This window comes from Nonomuraea sp. H19, assembly GCF_052068215.1.
In the GTDB taxonomy this organism is placed as follows: Bacteria; Actinomycetota; Actinomycetes; order Streptosporangiales; family Streptosporangiaceae; genus Nonomuraea.
Window position 1 is genome coordinate 177763 of the sequence record NZ_JBQHCV010000006.1, and the last position, 16411, is coordinate 194173.

The window sequence follows — 16411 nt, forward strand, 5'->3', positions numbered from 1 at the left end:
GAGCCGCGGATGATCGTCAGGAGCGGGCGGCGGAGATCCAGGAGTCGTGCAGGTCGGCGTACACGCCCGGCTCCTTGACGAGTTCGGCGTGCGGGCCGCGCTGCACCAGCCGGCCCGCGTCGAAGACGAGGACCTCGTCGGCGTTCTCCGCGGTGGACAGGCGGTGCGCGATCGAGATGGCGGTGCGGCCGCGGGTGACGCCCTCCAGCGCGCGGGCCAGCCGTACCTCCGTGGCCGGGTCCACCGCCGAGGTCGCCTCGTCGAGCAGCAGCAGGTCGGGGTCGGCGAGGTAGGCGCGGGCCAGGGCGACGAGCTGGCGCTCGCCCGCCGACAGCGACTCGCCGCGCTGGCCGACGGGCGTGTCGAGGCCGGCGGGCAGGCCCTCCAGCCAGTCGGCCAGGCCCAGCTCGGTCAGCGCCAGCTCGATCTCGTCGCGGGTGGCCGATGGCTTGCCGTAACGGATGTTCTCCGCCAGCGTCCCGTCGAACAGGAAGCCGTCCTGCGGCACCATGACGATGCGCTCCCGCAGCGACGAGAAGCGGACCCGGCGCAGATCGTGGCCGTCGACCGTGACGCGGCCCGCCTCCGGGTCCATCAGCCTCGTCAGGAGCTTGGCGAACGTGGTCTTGCCCGACCCGGTCTCCCCCACCACCGCGATGCGGGAGCGGGGCGGGATCTCCAGCGTGACCTCGCGCAGCACGGGCGCGCCACCGGGGTAGGAGAAGTGCACGTCCTCGAAGGCCACCGAGATGGGGCCGCGCGGCAGCTCCACGCCGTCGTCGCCGGGGTCGGCCACGTCCGGCGGGGTGTCGAGGACGCCGAGGATGCGCCGCCAGCCCGCGACGGCGTTCTGGGCCTCGTTGAGCACCTCGGTGGCGGTCTGCAGCGGCGACACGAACAGCGTGACCAGGAAGAGGAATGCCACCAGCTCACCCTGCGTGATGGCGCCCGACAGGCCGAGCCGCACGCCGAGCAGCACGATCCCGGCGATGGCGACGGCGGCCACGATCTCGGTCAGCGGGAAGACGAAGCCGACGATGGTCTGCGCCTTGACCTGGGCGGCCCGGTTGGCGTTCACGGCCTTGTCGATGCGCTCGGCGGTGCGGCGCTCGGAGGCGTAGGCGCGGATGACGGCGGCGCCGACGACGGACTCGCTGATCGCGGCGAGCATGTCGCCGGTACGCTCGCGCACGGCCGTGTACGCCCGCGACAGCAGCCGCTGGAAGCGCGGCAGGGCGATCATCAGCGGGATGAAGCAGGCCCAGACCAGCAGCGTCAGCTGCCAGGAGTAGACGAACATCAGCACGGTCGCCACGAACAGCTGGCCGAACGCCACGATGATCATCAGCCCGCCCCATTGCATGAACGTGCTGATCTGGTCGATGTCACCGGTGACGCGCGAGACCAGGGCACCGCGCCGCTCGGTGTTCTGGGTGAGCACGGACAGGTCGTGGACGTGCCGGAAGCCGCGTACGCGCAACGTGGCCAGCGACGATTCGGTGGCCTTGTAGAGGCGGACGTTCATGACGTAGCCGGCGAAGGCTGTCAGCGCCACGGCGGCCGCGCACACCAGGACGGCCGTGGTGATGTACGAGATGTCGGGCGTGCCGCCCTTCAGCCCCCTGTCGATGGTCTGCTGGACCGCGATCGGCACGATGATCTTGCCGACGGTCGCGACGATGGCCAGCACCAGCGTGCCGGCCAGGCCCTTGCGGAACTCGGGCGTGAACGACAGCCCCCGGCGGATGGTCGCCAGCGCAGAGCGTTCTGAGTCGCGCCGGATGCTCTGGGCCGTCATGCGGTGATCTCTTCCTCTTCGGCGTCGGCTTCGTCCGGGATGATGTCGATGGCGGCGCGCTCGGCCTCTTCCCGCTCGTAGGCCGTCACCAGGTTGCGGTAGCCGGCGCAGCGGGCGAGCAGCTCCTCATGCGAACCGCGGTCCACGACCTGGCCGCGGTCGAGGTAGACGACCTCGTCGGCGAGCGCGATCGTGGCCATCCGGTAGGCGACGACCACGACCGTGGACGACTCGGCCGCGTCGCGGAGCCCGTACAGGATCCTGGCTTCGACCTGGGGGTCCACGCTGGAGGTGGCGTCGTCGAGAATGAGCAGGCGCGGGCGGCGCACGACCGCGCGGGCCAAGGCCAGGCGCTGGCGCTGGCCGCCGGACAGCGACGTGCCCCGTTCGCCCACGCGCGTGTTCAGCCCGGAGCCCAGCCGGGCGACGAACCCGTCGGCCTGCGCCAGCCGCAGCGCCGCCCACACGTCCTCGTCAGTGGTCTCCAGGCCGAGCGCGACGTTGCCGCGCACGGTGTCGTCGAACAGGAACGTCTGCTGCGGCACCAGCGCCACCGACTCGGCGATCCCGCCGTAGGCGAGCTGCCGCAGGTCGACGCCGTCGAGCAGGACCTGTCCCGCGTCGGGGTCGACCAGCCGCGCGAGCAGCTGCACCAGCGTGGACTTGCCCGATCCGGTGGGCCCGACGAGCGCGACGGTACGGCCCGCCGGCACGTCGAAGCTGACGTCGTGCAGCACCTCGGTCTCGCCGTAGGCGTAGGAGACGCCGCGTACCTCCAGCTCGGCGGGCGCGGCCGAGGTCGTGGCGGTCTGGCCGTACTCCATGGAGCCGGTCGCCTCCAGCACGGCCTGCACCCGCTCCCATCCCACGACGCTGCGCGGCAGCTCGGCCAGCACCCAGCCCAGCGCCCTGATCGGGAAGGCGAGCAGTGTGAAGAGGTAGGCGATCTGGACCAGGTCGCCGGAGTCGATGGAGCCGCCGGACAGGCGCATCGCGCCGACGGCGAGCACCGCGAGCACGCCGATCGTGGGCAGCGCCTCCAGCATCGGGTCGAACAGCCCGCGCACCCGCCCGACCGCGATGTTGGCGTCGCGCAGCTCGTGGGCCCGGCGCTGGAACCGCTCGGTCTCCAGCTCCTCCCTGCCGAGGGTCTTGACCACCAGCGCGCCGTCGAAGCTCTCGTGCGCGATCTCGCTGACCTCGGCACGCAGCTGCTGCGCGCGGGTGGCGAGCGGGCTGAGCCTGCGCTGATAGATCAGGTTGAGCACGGCGATCGCCGGGAAGATCAGGAAACCCACCACGGCCAGGACGAGATCCGTGAACAGCATCGCGATCGCCGCGGTGAACAGCATGACGATCACGCCCACGGCCATCGGCAGCGGCGCGAGCGGCGCCCAGGCGGCCTCGGCGTCGGAGCTGGCGTTCGACAGCAGCTGCCCGGTCGGGTGCCGGTGGTGCCAGGACAGCGGCAGCCGCAGGTACTGCTTGGACACGTCCCTGCGGGACCTGGCCTGCATGCGGTACTGCATGAGCCCGGCCATGATGCGCCGGCCCGCCACACCGAGCGCCTTGAGCAGCGCCGTGCCGAAGATGAGGAACGTTCCCGTCCACAGTGCGCCCGAGGCGACGTGGTCTTGGGCGAAGGCGGGCAGCACCACGTTCTGGGTTGCCCAGCCGAGCGCCCAGGCGGAGGCGACGGTCATGCCGCCGTAGACCGCGCTGGCCAGCACGGCCAGCGCGAACACCGCCTTCTCAGTGCGAATGGCCACCCCAAGGACGCGCAGTCCTTGACGCATGACGGCCGAGGTGACCTTGCTCGCCACTCGGTAGGCATCCTTTCAAACGGACTTATCTGCGTAAGTCACTACATCACTGCTGATCGTCTCGTTATTCCCCACTGCTGATCGTCTCGTTATTCCCCGCAGGTAGGGTTGAGCATGTGACTCACGCTAGTGGCGAACGCTCCGCGCTTTGCGATCTGTTCGACCGGCTCGGCCCCGACGCACCGACGCTCTGCACCGGCTGGACCACCTATGACCTGGCCGCCCACCTGGTGTTGCGCGAGCGCAGACCGGACGCGATGGGCGGCATCGCGCTCAAGCCGCTGGCCGGCTACACCGCCGCGGTGCAGAACGGCCTCAAGGCCAAGCATCCCTATCCCGAACTGGTCGGCCTCGTACGCCGGCCCGGCGGCATCTACGGCCTGCTGCCCGTCCTCGACGAGGCGGTCAACACGCTGGAGTACTTCGTGCACCACGAGGACGTGCGCCGCGCCCAGCCGTCGTGGGAGCCCCGCGAACTGCCCGCCGATTTCGACCGGCTCATCTGGAAGCGGGTCTCGACCGGCGCCCGGTTGATGCTGCGCAGGTCGCCCGTGGGCGTGGTGATGCACCGCCTCGGCGGCGGTGTGGCGCTCGGCGGCCCTCGGCACGGTTCCCGGGTCGAGGTGACGGGGACGGCCTCGGAGCTGCTGATGTTCTGCTTCGGCCGCCAGGAGCACGCCAGGGTGGAGCTCACGGGCGAGCCCCATGACGTCGACCTGCTTCGCGGCGCCTCCCTCGGCCTCTAGGGGCTTCCAGGGGCAGGCGGAGTTATCGGGCCTATTGCGAAAATCACGGTGTGGCAGGCGCTTGCGAGCAATCCCAAGCCCGTACCATGGCATAGGAAAGAAGCCCCCCGGTTAGGATCATGAACATCTTCACAGAAGATGCCAGTGATCGCCCAGATCCGGGTATATACGGCTGGGAATGGACTGCAGGAGGCCCCCCATGCAGGTCAAGAAGGTGCTCACCTACGTGGCTGTCGCGTTCGTGGTGTTCTACCTGTTCACCAAGCCGGCCCAGGCTGCGGCGGCGGTCAACGGAGTGTTTGATGGGATTCTTCAAGGAGCCAACCAACTGGCTGTCTTCTTCACAAATGTTCTGACCTGACGGGGAGTTCTGTCTGCGCTAGATGCTTCCCCGCGCTGCCAGATCGTGTTACGCAGGCAGGATGAGAGATCGCCCCAGCGGCATCAAGATCAATCAGCTCGATCCGAACGCGCGGCGCATCCTCGAGCGAGCCGAGCTCGAGGGCATCGAGCTGATCCGTTTCCTGTACGCCGACCACGGTGGCGTGATCCGTGGCAAGGCGACATCACGGTCACGGCTCGCCGAACGGCTCGGCACAGGCATCGGGCACACGGTGGCCATGATGGCGATGAACATGCTCGACCAGCTCCAGGAGGTCGAGCACATGGGTCCGGTGGGCGAGGTCCGCATTGTCCCGGACCCCGCCACGTACGTCCCGTTGCCGCACGCACCGGGCGCGGCCGCGATGATGTCGGACCTGCGCCTGCCGGACGGCTCGCCCTGGGAGGCGTGCCCGCGGACGTTTCTCAGGGACGCGATCGCAGAGCTCGCCACGGAGGGTTACACGCTGGTCGCGGCGTTCGAGCCGGAGTTCACCATCGGCCGCCGCCTGCCCGACCCGACCGGCGGCCTCGACCGGCTCGTGCCCATCGACGACACCCTGTGCTACGCCGCCACCGGATTCGACACGGCGCACGACTACACCATGAAGCTCATCCGCGCCCTGGAGACGCAAGGGCTGCGCGTCGAGCATTACCATCCCGAGCTCGGACCGGGCCAGCAGGAGCTGTCGATCCGCCACGCGCCCGCGATGCGCGCCGCCGACAACCACGTTCTTTACCGCGAGACCGTACGCGGCATGGCCATGCGCATGCAGATGTGGGCCACGCTGGCGCCCAAACCCTTCGCCGACCAGGCCGGCAACGGCGCCCACCTGCACCTTTCGCTGTGGAGCGACACCCACAACGTCTTCGCCGACGACGGCGAGGTCCGTGACGCCTTCATCGGCGGGCTCATCGCCCACCTGCCCGCCCTGACCGCGCTGACGTGCGGCACCGTCAACAGCTTCCGCCGCCTGGCGCCCCGTACGTGGGCCGGCGCGTACGCCGTGTACGGGCCCGACAACCGGGAGGCGGCGATCCGCGTGTGCTCGCCGCTGGGCGAGACCGGCGAGCCCAATCTGGAGCTGAAGCCGTCGGACTCCTCCGCGAACCCGTACCTGTCGCTGGGGGCCGTCATCCACGCGGGACTGGACGGGATCCGGCGCAAGCTGGATCCGGGATCGCCCGTGGACGTGGACCCGGACACCCGGCCGGGGCACTACCCGCGCCTGCCGTCCTCACTGGATGAGGCGCTGGACGCGCTGGAGGCGGACGAGGTGCTCATGGAGGCGCTGGGGCCGCTGCGGCGTAGCGCGTATCTGGCGGTCAAGCGCTCCGAGGCGGCCGCGTTCGCCGCCAAGGACGTCTCGTACGAGCTGTTCCACCACATGCGGGTGTTCTGACGCGTGTCACCGGGTCCCGTGGGCGGCACCGCGCCGCACGCACGGCCCAGGGGACTCGGCAGCGCGCCACACCACCCGGCACGCCGGCGCAGGGCACCGCACCACGCCGCCCGGCGCATACGCGTCCGGGCGGCGGCACGCCTACCGGACCGGGTGGCCGGCCAGGCGGAGCGTGTTCTTGACCTCGGAGATCTTGAGTGTGCCGAAGTGGAACACCGAGGCCGCCAGGACGGCGTCCGCGCCCGCGGCCACCGCGGGCGGAAAGTCCTCCAGGCGCCCGGCCCCGCCACTGGCGATCACCGGGACGCGGACGGCCTCCCGGACGGCCCGCAGCATCTCCAGGTCGTAACCGTCGAGCGTGCCGTCGCCGTCCATCGAGTTGAGCAGGATTTCGCCCACGCCCAGCTCCTCGCCGCGCGCCGCCCACTCCACCGCGTCGATCCCGGTCCCGCGCCGCCCGCCGTGCGTGGTGACCTCGAAGCCGCTGGGGGTGCCGGGCGCCCGGCGGGCGTCGACGGACAGCACGACGCACTGGGCGCCGAACCGCCGGGACGCCTCGGTGAGCAGCTCTGGCCTGGCGATGGCGGCCGTGTTGAGCGACACCTTGTCGGCGCCGGCCCGCAGCAGCCGGTCGACGTCCTCGACCGAGCGCACGCCGCCGCCGACGGTGAGCGGGATGAACACCTGCTCGGCCGTCCTGCGTACGACGTCGAGCATGGTCTCGCGCTCGCCCGACGACGCGGTGATGTCGAGGAAGGTCAGCTCGTCGGCGCCCTCCTCGTCGTAGCGCCTGGCCAGCTCGACGGGGTCGCCCGCATCGCGCAGGTTCTCGAAGTTGACGCCCTTGACCACGCGTCCGGCGTCCACGTCGAGACAGGGAATGACTCTTACCGCTACGGTCATGCTCGCAGTGCCTCGATTTCGATCTCAACCAGCATTCTAGGGTCGACCAGGCCGGCCACCCGCACTCCCGTGCAGGCGGGGCGCACGCTTGCGAAGACCTCGGCGAGGGCCCGGCCCACGAGGTCGAAGTGGCGCTGCTCCACCACGTAGTAGCGGACCATGACGACGTCCTCGCGGGTGAGACCGCCCGTCAAGACGGCTTCCAGCGCGATCTCGAGCGCCGTCAGGCTCTGCTGGTAGGCGTCGCCGATGTGATGGACCTCTCCGTCGACCGTGGCCGTGCAGCCGGACACGATCACCCGATCTCCCACGACTACGGCACGGGCGTAGCCGTACTTCTCCTCCCAGACGCCGCCAGAGAACACCCTTGGTCCGCTTCTGTGCATGCTGACGCTACCGACACTCATTCCGCCCCCTCCCGGCGAAGCTACACGCGAACCGCGGCAAGCGCGTTTTCCAGTGTGAACGCGTGAGCGTACAGGGCCCTGCCCACGATGGCCCCCTCCACTCCGTCGGGGACGAGAGAAGCGAGTGCGACCAGGTCATCGAGGCTGGAGACGCCGCCGCTCGCGATGACGGGCTTGTCGGTGCGGGCGCAGAGCTGGCGGTAGAGATCGAGGTTGGGGCCCTGGAGCATGCCGTCCTTGGTCACGTCGGTGACCACGTAGCGGGGGCAGCCGTCGGCCTCCAGGCGGTCGAGCACCTCCCACAGGTCGCCGCCCTCCTCGGTCCAGCCGCGCGCGGCCAGGGTGGTGCCGCGCACGTCGAGCCCGACCGCGATCTTGTCGCCGTGCTCGGCGATGACCTTCCGGCACCAGTCGGGGTTCTCCAGCGCGGCGGTGCCGATGTTGACCCGGCGGCAGCCGGTGGCCAGCGCGGCGGCCAGGGACGCGTTGTCTCGGATGCCGCCGGACAGCTCCACGTCCACGTCCAGCCTGCCGATCGCGTCGGCGATCAGCTCCCGGTTGCCGCCCCGGCCGAACGCGGCGTCCAGGTCGACCATGTGGATCCACTCGGCGCCTGCCTCCTGCCAGGCCAGCGCGGCGGCGAGCGGCTCGCCGTAGCCGGTCTCGGTCCCGGCCTCGCCCTGGACCAGGCGTACGGCCTGGCCGTCGACGATGTCCACGGCGGGCAGCAATACGAGCGACATTCAGATCCTCCGGTCGAAGGCGAGGGTCACGACAACGGGTGCGAGCAGCAGGGAGAAGACCAGGACGGCGAAGCTGAGGAAGAACGATCCCCAGATCAGCCAGACGATGGCCTGGACGAGCAGGAAGCCGGCGGCCACCGCGGCGTTCTGGGCGCGCTGGCGGCGGGCGAGCAGGCCGCCTTGGCGGGCGATCCGCACCGGGCGCGGGGTGAGCCGGGCCAGGAGGGCACGGCGGCGCGCCCGGCGTGCCTGCCGCTCCTCGTTGGCCCGCATCGCGCGGGCCCGCTCGGCCTCGCGCTCGGCCCGCCGGCGCGCCCGCTCCTTACTCAACGGTCGCGAGCCAGTTCTTGAGGAGTACGGCGCCGGTGTCGCCGGACTTCTCCGGGTGGAACTGGGTGGCCATGAGCGGGCCGTTCTCCACGGCGGCCACGAACGGCACGCCGTGCTCGGCCCACGTGACGAGCGGCTCGGCGAACCCCTCGCCGGTGCGCAGCTCCCACTCGCGCACGCCGTAGGAGTGGACGAAGTAGAAGCGGGTGGCGGCGTCGAGGCCGGCGAACAGCACGCTGCCGGTGGGCGCCTTGACGGTGTTCCAGCCCATGTGGGGCAGCACGGGCGCGTCGAGCCGCTCGACGGTGCCCGGCCACTCGCCGCAGCCCTCGGTCTCCACGCCGTGCTCGACACCCCGGGCGAACAGGATCTGCATGCCGACGCAGATGCCCAGCACCGGGCGGCCGCCGGACAGGCGCCGGCCGATGATCTGCTCACCGCGGACGCTCTTGAGCCCGGCCATGCACGCCTCGAACGCGCCGACGCCGGGCACGACCAGCCCGTCGGCGTCGAGCGCGGTCTCGAAGTCGGATGTCACGGTCACGTCGGCGCCCGCCCGGGCCAGGGCCCGCTCCGCGGAGCGCAGATTGCCCGACCCGTAGTCGAGCACCACGATGTTCTTCTTCACCACCACAGCACCCCCGCCGTGACCGCCATCGCCGCGCCGACCGCGCAGACGACGGCACCGATCTTGAGTCCCTGCCTGGCCAGGGAGAACACGCCGCCGATGAGGAACAACCCGATGAACACCATCACACCGGCGATCAGGTTGTCCGTCATAGGACGCCCTTGGTGCTGGGCACCCCGGTGGCTCGCGGGTCCAGCTCCGACGCCTCGCGCAGCGCCCTGGCCAGCGCCTTGAACTGGGCCTCCACGATGTGGTGGGCGTTGCGCCCGTACGGGACGTGCACGTGCAGGCAGATCGCGGCCTGCGCGACGAGCGACTCGAGGATGTGGCGCGTCATCGTCGTGTCGTAGTCGGGGCCGATCATCGGCGCCATGCCCTCGGGCTCGGAGTGCACGAGGTAAGGCCGCCCGGACAGGTCCACGGTGACCTGGGCGAGCGACTCGTCCAGCGGGCACGCCGCACTACCGAACCGCCTGATGCCCGACTTGTCACCCAACGCCTCGCGGAACGCCGTACCCAGCGCCAGCGCGGTGTCCTCGATCGTGTGGTGCGCGTCGATGTGCAGGTCGCCCTCGGTCTTGACGGTCAGGTCGAAGAGCCCGTGCTTGCCGAGCTGGGCCAGCATGTGGTCGAAGAAGCCGACCCCGGTCGCCACCTCGACCCGGCCGGTGCCGTCGAGGCCGACCTCCACCAGGACCGAGGTCTCCTTCGTAACGCGCTCCACGCGGCCTACGCGACTCACAGGACTCCTTCCAGGGCGGCGCGGAAGGCCGCCATCTCCTCGCCGGTGCCGATCGACACACGCAGCCATTCGGGCGGACCCACCTCGCGGATGAGCACACCGCGCTCCAGCAGCCCCTCCCACACCTTGCGCCGGTCGGGGAAGCGCCCGAACAGCACGAAGTTGGCGTCGGAGTCGGCCACCGCCAGCCCCTGGGACCGCAGCCACGCCACGGTCTCGTCACGCTCGCGCCGCAGCGCGTCCACCGTGCCGAGCAGCTCGGCGCGGTGCCGCAGCGCCACGCGCGCCGCCGTCTGGGTGAGCGTCGACAGATGGTACGGCAGCCGCACCAGCAGCAGCGCCTGCACCACGACCGGGTGCGCGGCCAGGTAGCCGAGCCGCGTGCCGGCCATGGCGAACGCCTTGGACATCGTCCTGGTGACGATCAGCCTCGGGTGCGCGGGCAGCAGCGTCAGCGCCGACGGCGTGCCCTCGCGGGCGAACTCGGCGTAGGCCTCGTCGACCACGACCATGCCCGGCGCGGCGGCCAGGACCGCCTCGATCGTCTCGATCGGCTGGGCGGTGCCCGTCGGGTTGTTGGGCGAGGCCAGGAACACGATGTCGGGCCGGTGCTCCTCGATCGCCGCCGCGGCCTTGCCGGGGTCGAGGGAGAAGTCCTCCTCACGGCTGGCCCGGATCCACTCGGTGTTGGTGCCGCTGGTGATGATCGGGTGCATCGAGTAGGACGGCTCGAACCCGATGGCGGTGCGGCCGTGGCCGCCGAACGCCTGCAGGATCTGCTGGAGCACCTCGTTGGAGCCGTTGGCGGCCCACACCTGCTCGGTGCTCAGCCCGTGCCCGAGGTAGTCCGCGAGGTCGGCGCGCAGGTCGGCGGCGTCCCTGTCGGGGTAGCGGTTGAGCTCGCCCGCATGGGCGCGGACCGCCTCGGCCAGGTCGGCGACCAGCTCCGCGGAGGGCGGGTAGGGGTTTTCGTTGGTGTTGAGCCGGACCGGGACGTCGATCTGGGGCGCGCCGTACGGCGTCTTGCCCCTCAGGTCGTCGCGGATGGGCAGATCGTCCAGGTTCACTCGGTCTCCGTGGGCACTCGCCAGTCGAAACGGGCGCGGATCGCGGCGCCGTGCGCCGGCAGGTCTTCGGCGTCGGCCAGGACCGACACGTGGGCCGCCGCTCCCGCGAGCGCCTCGCGGGTGTAGTCGACGACGTGGATGCCGCGCAGGAACGACTGCACCGACAGGCCGCTGGAGTGGCAGGCGCAGCCGCCCGTGGGCAGCACGTGGTTGGACCCGGCGAGGTAGTCGCCGAGCGAGACCGGCGCGTACGTGCCCACGAAGATCGCACCGGCGTTGCGTATCCGCGCGGCGATCTGCGCGGCGTCGGCGGTGTGGATCTCCAGGTGCTCGGCGGCGTACGCGTCCACGACCTTGATGCCGTCCTCGATGGAGGAGACCAGCACGATGCCCGACTGCCGGCCGCGCAGCGCCTCGGTGATGCGCTCGGCGTGCTTGGTGGCCGCGACCTGCCCGGGCAGCTCCCTCTCGACCGCCTCGGCCAGCTCGACGCTGGTGGTGACCAGCACGGCGGCGGCGATCGTGTCGTGCTCGGCCTGGCTGATCAGGTCGGCGGCCACGTGGACCGGGTCGGCCGTCTCATCGGCCAGGATGGCGATCTCGGTCGGGCCCGCCTCGGAGTCGATGCCGATGCGCCCCTTGAGCAGGCGCTTGGCCGCGGCGACCCAGATGTTGCCGGGACCGGTCACCATGGTGGCCGGCGGGCACTCCTCGGTGCCGTAGGCGAACATGGCCACCGCCTGTGCCCCGCCGACGTTGTAGACCTCGTCCACGCCGAGCAGCGCGCACGCGGCCAGGATCGTGGGGTGCGGCAGCCCGCCGAACTCCTTCTGCGCCGGGCTGGCGACCGCCAGCGAGCCGACGCCGGCCTCCTGGGCGGGGACGACGTTCATCACCACGCTGGAGGGATAGACGGCGCGCCCGCCGGGGACGTAGAGCCCCACCCGATCGACCGGCACCCATCGCTCGGTCACGGTGCCGCCGGGCACCACCTGGGTGGTGACGTCGGCGCGCCGCTGGTCGCGGTGGACCAGCCGGGCCCGCCTGATCGACTCCTCCAGCGCCGCCCGCACCTTGGGGTCGAGCTCGCGCAGGGCGCGATCGATGGCCTCGGCGGGGACGCGGGTGGTGGCGATCTCGACACCGTCGAACCTGGCGGTCAGCTCCCGTACGGCTGCCGCCCCGCGATGGCGCACGTCGTCGCAGATGGGCCGCACCTTCTCCAGGGCGGCCTCGACGTCGAGCTCGGCGCGTGGCAGCACGTGGCGCAGGTCCTCCGGAAGTGAACCGCGCATGTCGATACGGGAAATCACCCTGACAGTCTACGGAGTCCAGCACCTGAATCTCGTTCTGTCCATACTGCGGGACGTTCGCGGGAACACGCGACGGCCGTGGGGGCGGCGTTCGCGACGCCGCTCCCCACGGCCGTCGCCACCCCGGACCGGGCCTGCCGGGGCGGGCGCCGTGGCCGCCACGGGGGCGCGGCCACGGCTGGGGAAACGCTTCCGGCGGCTTCCACTGCCCATCACGCGCCCGCCCTAACGCGCGTACCACGAAATACTCTCCGCACTGCAAAGTAACGTTAAGTCATCTTTTTCGGTGAAGGCGACTCACCGGCACGTCGCGGCGACCAGCAGCGCGACAACACGCCTTGACCATCTGCAAACCCCGATCCGCCACTGTCGATCAGCCGGACGGGGTACGGCATGTGCCATGGTGCGGCTGCCGGCGTACGCGCCGATGCTCGCCCAGCCCGGCACCCTGACCTCCGTCCAGGGCACGGAATGGGCCGTGGAGATGAAATGGGACGGCGTGCGCGCCCTGGCCTACATCGAGAGCGGCGCCGTCCGCCTGATGTCGCGCAACGGCAACGACATGACCCCCGGCTACCCCGAGCTCCAGCTCATGGCCGGCGCCACCGGCGGACACCCGGCCGTGATCGACGGGGAGATCGTGGCGTTCGACGAGGCCGGACGGCCCAGCTTCGGGGCCCTGCAGCCACGCATGCACCAGCGACACCCCGCCGCCGTGGCGGAGCTGGTCAAGGCGGTGCCGGTGACGTTCATGGCGTTCGACATCCTGCATCTCGACGACGCGAGCTCGGTCCCCCTGCCGTACACCGCGCGCAGGGACCTGCTCGAGAACACCTTCACGCCCGGATACCGGTGGGAGGTGCCCGTCTGGTTCGCCGACGACGCCCGGCACGCGCTCCGTTCCTCCCGGCAACTCGGCCTCGAAGGGGTGGTGTGCAAGCGGCTGGCCTCGCCGTACCGGCCCGGCAAGCGCACCGGTGAGTGGCTCAAGGTCAAGAACGTCAGCACCGTCGAGGTCGTGATCGGCGGCTGGCAGCCCGGCGGCGGACGGCGCTCGGGAACGATCGGATCGCTGCTGCTGGGCGCGCACGACCGGCGCGGACGGCTGCTGTACGTGGGACACGTCGGCACCGGGTTCACCGAGGCCATGCTGCGCGACCTGCACGCCCGGCTGACGCCGCTGGAACGGCCGGACCCGCCGTTCGCCGAGCCGGTGCCGCGCGAGCACGCCCGCGGCGCGCACTGGGTCGAACCGCAGGTGGTCGGCGAGGTGCAGTACGCCGCGGTCACCGCCGACGGCATGCTGCGCCACCCCTCCTGGCGCGGGCTGCGCCCGGACTGCGCGCCGGCCGACGCCACCACCGCCGACCTCCTCCCCCAACACCCCGGCGGCAACGCCGCGACCGGCTGACCATCTTGATCGTCTCTCTGCGGCGGCCGGACGCCCGCATCGCGCCATCCCCGGGCGCGGGCGCCGGGCTTTCCCGGTCTTTACGGCGCCGCCGAGGTGGCCGCGACCCACCGTCGTCCCGGCCGGCCGTCAGTCCGACGCTCCTCGGCCGCGCGGGCGCGGCACCGCGACGTCGCGCGCTTGCCCGCCTGAGCGGTTCCTTCCTAGACCCGGCGCCCTTCGTCAGTCGCCGGCTCGAGCGCGGGCTCCTTCAGCGTGCGGGCCACCAGCCAGGCCAGGACCGGGAACGCGATCAGGCAGGCCAGCGCCGTCCTCAGCGTGGCGGCCTCCGCGATCGCACCCACCAGCGGGCTGGCCAGGCCGCCCACGCTCACCGCCAGCCCCAGGGTCACGCCGCTGGCCGTGCCCACCCGGCGCGGCAGGAAGTCCTGGCCCAGCGTGACATGCAGGGAGAACGGGGCGTACAGGGCGATCGAGGAGGCGGCGATGAACGCGTACGCGGCCGGCCCCGGCGCCAGCACCACGCCCGCGACCGCGGGGATCGCCACCGCGTAGGCCAGGCGCATCGTGCGTACCCGGCCCCAGCGGACGGCCAGCCGGCCGCCCAGCACGGTGCCCGCCGCCCCGCCCGCGAACAGCACGAACAGCGCCACCGCGCCCGCCGCCCCGCCTCCCATGTAGAGGGCCACGAAAGCGCTCAGCCCCACGTACACGATCGAACGGAAGACGATCACCAGCGTCAGCCGGGCGAACGACCGCCAGTCGTCCCGGCCGGACACCGGCTCAGCCGCCCGCGCCGCCTGCCCGCCCCCGGCGAGCGCCCGGACGGCCGGGAGCGTCACGAGCGCGCCCACCACGGCCGGCGCGGCGAGAAGCGGCGAGGCGCCCAGGCCCCACACCGACAGCAACGGCGTCACCAGCACCGGAGCCGAGGCGAACCCCAGCGTCCCGCCCAGCGAGAACCAGCTCATCCGGACATGCCCGCCGGCGCTGGCGACCCTGGCCAGCCGCGCCGACTCGGGATGGTAGGCGGCCACGCCCAGCCCGGACAGCGCCACCGCCAGCCAGGTGAGCACGTAGGAGTCCGTCACGCCGCCCACCGCCACCCCGGCGCCGGCCACGACCATGCTCACCGGGATCAGCCACGGCATCCGCCACCTGTCGGTCAGCACACCGAACACCGGCTGCACGATCGACGACAGCAGCGTGGCCGCCAGCACGACGCCCGAGACGGCGACATAGCCGTAGCCGCGCTCGGCCACCAGGAACGGCACGAGCGCCGGGACCGCACCCTGGTAGAAGTCCACAGTCGCGTGGCCGGCGGCGAGCATCGGGATTCTGTTGGTCACTCCCCGATCATTTCCCGGCCCGTGCATGGCGCGCTTCCGATAAAGTGCCAATCCATGCCGGAAATCCGCCATCTGCCCGAAGCGCCCACGGGGCGGCGCCCGCTGGCGCCGGGAGCTGGCATCGACGCGCACCGGCACGACACCCACCAGATCGTGTACGCCTGCCGCGGCGTCCTGTCCGTCACCACCAGCGCCGGCACGTGGGTGGCGCCGGTGAACCGGGCGATCTGGGTTCCCGCGGGCACCGTCCACGAGCATCGCGCCCACGGCGATACCGACCTGCGCCTGGTGGGCCTCACCAGCAACCCGCTCGGCCTCGACCGCCCCGCCGTCCTCGCCGTCGGCCCCCTGCTCCGCGAATTGATCATCGCCTACACGACCGACGCCGCCACCCCGCCCGCCCCCGCTCCCGCTGTCCCGGCCGATCGCGACCATGGCGACTGCGGCGGCATGGGCGGGGAACGGGGACGGTTGCTGGCCGTGCTGCTGGACCAGCTCCGGCGAGCCCCCGAGCAGCCCTTGCACCTTCCCGCCCCCGAAGATCCCCGGCTGGCCGCGGTCTGCGCGATCCTGCACCGCGACCCCGCCGACGGCAGGACGCTGGCGCGGCTGGCCGCGCAGGCGGGCACCAGCGGGCGCACGCTGGCCAGGCTCTGCCGCCGCGAGCTCGGCATGACCTTCCCGCAGTGGCGCACCCAGCTCCGCCTGCACCACGCGCTCCTGCTGCTGGCCGACGGCGCTCCCGTGACCGTCGTCGCGCATCGGTGCGGATGGGCGTCGGCGAGCGCGTTCATCGACGCCTTCAGGCGGGCGTTCGGCTACACCCCGGGCCGCGCCTTTACATTGTAGATTCGCTACAATCGTTTCCCGTGAGCAAATCGAAAGGCAAGGGCGGCACCCCGGCCACCGTGGCCCTGATCAAGGCCAAGGCCGAGTTCACGCTCCACCCCTACGAGCACGATCCCTCCGCCCAGGCCTATGGCGAGGAGGCCGCGGACGCGCTCGGCGTCCCGTACGAGCGGATCTTCAAGACCCTGGTGGCCGAGGTCGAGAGCGGGCTCGCGGTGGCGGTCGTGCCGGTCTCGGGCAAGCTCGACCTCAAGGCGCTGGCCGGCGCGCTCGACAGCAAGCGGGCCACGATGGCCGACGCCGCCAAGGTGGAGCGGGTGACCGGCTACGTCGTGGGCGGCATCAGCCCGCTGGGGCAGCGCAAGCAGCTTCCGACCGTGGTCGACTCCTCGGCGCTGGACTTCGAGACGATCTACTTCTCGGCCGGCCGGCGCGGCCTGCAGATCGAGACCGCGCCCGACAACCTCATCACGCTCACCAGGGCCGTCACCGCCCCCATCGGCAAGGCGGGCTAGGCG

At 71.6% G+C, this 16411-nt stretch carries 18 protein-coding genes; 6 read left to right on the forward strand and 12 right to left on the reverse strand.

What is annotated here, in order from left to right; all coding sequences use genetic code 11:
• Positions 1 to 16: 16 nt before the first annotated feature.
• A complete protein-coding gene (locus ACTMTI_RS14940) occupies positions 17 to 1798 on the reverse strand; it encodes an ABC transporter ATP-binding protein (RefSeq protein WP_441120899.1) in 1782 nt (593 codons plus the stop codon).
• Entirely contained in the window at positions 1795 to 3594 is a 1800-nt protein-coding gene (locus tag ACTMTI_RS14945; protein ID WP_441121201.1) for an ABC transporter ATP-binding protein, read from the reverse strand. Before ACTMTI_RS14945 ends, ACTMTI_RS14940 begins: the two co-directional genes overlap by 4 nt.
• A 143-nt stretch (positions 3595 to 3737) precedes the next feature.
• Here ACTMTI_RS14945 and ACTMTI_RS14950 point away from each other — a divergent pair, with 143 nt between their 5' ends.
• The 3 genes from ACTMTI_RS14950 to ACTMTI_RS14960 all read left to right on the forward strand — a co-directional run bounded on the left by ACTMTI_RS14950 (position 3738) and on the right by ACTMTI_RS14960 (position 6151).
• Positions 3738 to 4367 (forward strand): TIGR03085 family metal-binding protein, encoded by a 630-nt coding sequence (locus ACTMTI_RS14950; RefSeq protein WP_441120900.1) that lies wholly within the window; start codon positions 3738 to 3740, stop codon positions 4365 to 4367.
• Positions 4368 to 4566: 199 nt separating this feature from the next.
• Positions 4567 to 4728 carry a hypothetical protein gene (locus tag ACTMTI_RS14955; protein WP_357598428.1) on the forward strand — a complete coding sequence of 54 codons (162 nt, stop codon included), beginning with the start codon at positions 4567 to 4569 and terminating at the stop codon, positions 4726 to 4728.
• A gap of 61 nt (positions 4729 to 4789) precedes the next feature.
• Entirely contained in the window at positions 4790 to 6151 is a 1362-nt protein-coding gene (locus tag ACTMTI_RS14960; RefSeq protein WP_441120901.1) for a glutamine synthetase family protein, read from the forward strand.
• A gap of 141 nt (positions 6152 to 6292) precedes the next feature.
• Here the strand turns inward: ACTMTI_RS14960 and hisF are convergent, their stop codons facing one another.
• From hisF to hisD, 9 genes are read right to left on the reverse strand one after another with little or no spacing between them, the layout of a single operon-like run.
• Entirely contained in the window at positions 6293 to 7054 is a 762-nt protein-coding gene (gene hisF, locus ACTMTI_RS14965) for an imidazole glycerol phosphate synthase subunit HisF (RefSeq protein WP_441120902.1), read from the reverse strand.
• On the reverse strand, positions 7051 to 7461 hold the full coding sequence (locus tag ACTMTI_RS14970) for a Rid family hydrolase (protein ID WP_441120903.1): 411 nt from the start codon (positions 7459 to 7461) through the stop codon (positions 7051 to 7053). The genes hisF and ACTMTI_RS14970 overlap by 4 nt, the downstream gene beginning before the upstream one ends.
• Before the next feature lie 20 nt (positions 7462 to 7481).
• Complete coding sequence (priA, locus tag ACTMTI_RS14975; RefSeq protein WP_441120904.1) at positions 7482 to 8204, reverse strand: bifunctional 1-(5-phosphoribosyl)-5-((5-phosphoribosylamino)methylideneamino)imidazole-4-carboxamide isomerase/phosphoribosylanthranilate isomerase PriA; 723 nt, start codon at positions 8202 to 8204, stop codon at positions 7482 to 7484.
• Positions 8205 to 8534: a hypothetical protein gene (locus ACTMTI_RS14980; RefSeq protein ID WP_441120905.1), complete on the reverse strand. Its 330-nt coding sequence runs from the start codon at positions 8532 to 8534 to the stop codon at positions 8205 to 8207.
• Entirely contained in the window at positions 8527 to 9162 is a 636-nt protein-coding gene (gene hisH, locus ACTMTI_RS14985) for an imidazole glycerol phosphate synthase subunit HisH (RefSeq protein ID WP_441120906.1), read from the reverse strand. Before hisH ends, ACTMTI_RS14980 begins: the two co-directional genes overlap by 8 nt.
• A complete protein-coding gene (locus ACTMTI_RS14990; RefSeq protein WP_441120907.1) occupies positions 9159 to 9314 on the reverse strand; it encodes a hypothetical protein in 156 nt (51 codons plus the stop codon). The genes hisH and ACTMTI_RS14990 overlap by 4 nt, the downstream gene beginning before the upstream one ends.
• Positions 9311 to 9904, reverse strand: a complete 594-nt coding sequence (gene hisB, locus ACTMTI_RS14995; protein WP_441120908.1) for an imidazoleglycerol-phosphate dehydratase HisB — start codon at positions 9902 to 9904, stop codon at positions 9311 to 9313. The genes ACTMTI_RS14990 and hisB overlap by 4 nt, the downstream gene beginning before the upstream one ends.
• Complete coding sequence (locus ACTMTI_RS15000; RefSeq protein WP_441120909.1) at positions 9901 to 10971, reverse strand: histidinol-phosphate transaminase; 1071 nt, start codon at positions 10969 to 10971, stop codon at positions 9901 to 9903. The genes hisB and ACTMTI_RS15000 overlap by 4 nt, the downstream gene beginning before the upstream one ends.
• Positions 10968 to 12284, reverse strand: a complete 1317-nt coding sequence (hisD, locus tag ACTMTI_RS15005; protein ID WP_441120910.1) for a histidinol dehydrogenase — start codon at positions 12282 to 12284, stop codon at positions 10968 to 10970. Before hisD ends, ACTMTI_RS15000 begins: the two co-directional genes overlap by 4 nt.
• Positions 12285 to 12684: 400 nt before the next feature.
• On the opposite strand from hisD, the gene ligD reads away from it, so the two are divergent.
• A complete protein-coding gene (gene ligD / locus ACTMTI_RS15010) occupies positions 12685 to 13695 on the forward strand; it encodes a non-homologous end-joining DNA ligase (protein ID WP_441120911.1) in 1011 nt (336 codons plus the stop codon).
• 203 nt (positions 13696 to 13898) lie between these two features.
• Here the strand turns inward: ligD and ACTMTI_RS15015 are convergent, their stop codons facing one another.
• A complete protein-coding gene (locus tag ACTMTI_RS15015; protein WP_441120912.1) occupies positions 13899 to 15044 on the reverse strand; it encodes an MFS transporter in 1146 nt (381 codons plus the stop codon).
• A 54-nt stretch (positions 15045 to 15098) separates the two neighbouring features.
• On the opposite strand from ACTMTI_RS15015, the gene ACTMTI_RS15020 reads away from it, so the two are divergent.
• Together ACTMTI_RS15020 and ybaK are read left to right on the forward strand one after the other, a co-directional pair.
• Positions 15099 to 15893 carry a helix-turn-helix domain-containing protein gene (locus tag ACTMTI_RS15020; RefSeq protein WP_441120913.1) on the forward strand — a complete coding sequence of 265 codons (795 nt, stop codon included), beginning with the start codon at positions 15099 to 15101 and terminating at the stop codon, positions 15891 to 15893.
• 20 nt (positions 15894 to 15913) lie between these two features.
• On the forward strand, positions 15914 to 16408 hold the full coding sequence (gene ybaK / locus ACTMTI_RS15025; protein WP_441120915.1) for a Cys-tRNA(Pro) deacylase: 495 nt from the start codon (positions 15914 to 15916) through the stop codon (positions 16406 to 16408).
• Positions 16409 to 16411: the final 3 nt, after the last annotated feature.

Excerpts from the sequence above, each read along its gene's own strand:
- ACTMTI_RS14960 (WP_441120901.1), top strand. The coding sequence starts at position 4,790 with ATGAGAGATCGCCCCAGCGGCATCAAGATCAATCAGCTCGATCCGAAC.
- ACTMTI_RS14955 (WP_357598428.1), top strand. The coding sequence starts at position 4,567 with ATGCAGGTCAAGAAGGTGCTCACCTACGTGGCTGTCGCGTTCGTGGTG.
- hisF (WP_441120902.1), bottom strand. The coding sequence starts at position 7,054 with ATGACCGTAGCGGTAAGAGTCATTCCCTGTCTCGACGTGGACGCCGGA.
- priA (WP_441120904.1), bottom strand. The coding sequence starts at position 8,204 with ATGTCGCTCGTATTGCTGCCCGCCGTGGACATCGTCGACGGCCAGGCC.
- ACTMTI_RS14970 (WP_441120903.1), bottom strand. The coding sequence starts at position 7,461 with ATGAGTGTCGGTAGCGTCAGCATGCACAGAAGCGGACCAAGGGTGTTC.
- ligD (WP_441120911.1), top strand. The coding sequence starts at position 12,685 with ATGGTGCGGCTGCCGGCGTACGCGCCGATGCTCGCCCAGCCCGGCACC.
- ACTMTI_RS14940 (WP_441120899.1), bottom strand. The coding sequence starts at position 1,798 with ATGACGGCCCAGAGCATCCGGCGCGACTCAGAACGCTCTGCGCTGGCG.
- ACTMTI_RS14945 (WP_441121201.1), bottom strand. The coding sequence starts at position 3,594 with ATGCGTCAAGGACTGCGCGTCCTTGGGGTGGCCATTCGCACTGAGAAG.
- ACTMTI_RS14990 (WP_441120907.1), bottom strand. The coding sequence starts at position 9,314 with ATGACGGACAACCTGATCGCCGGTGTGATGGTGTTCATCGGGTTGTTC.
- ACTMTI_RS15020 (WP_441120913.1), top strand. The coding sequence starts at position 15,099 with ATGCCGGAAATCCGCCATCTGCCCGAAGCGCCCACGGGGCGGCGCCCG.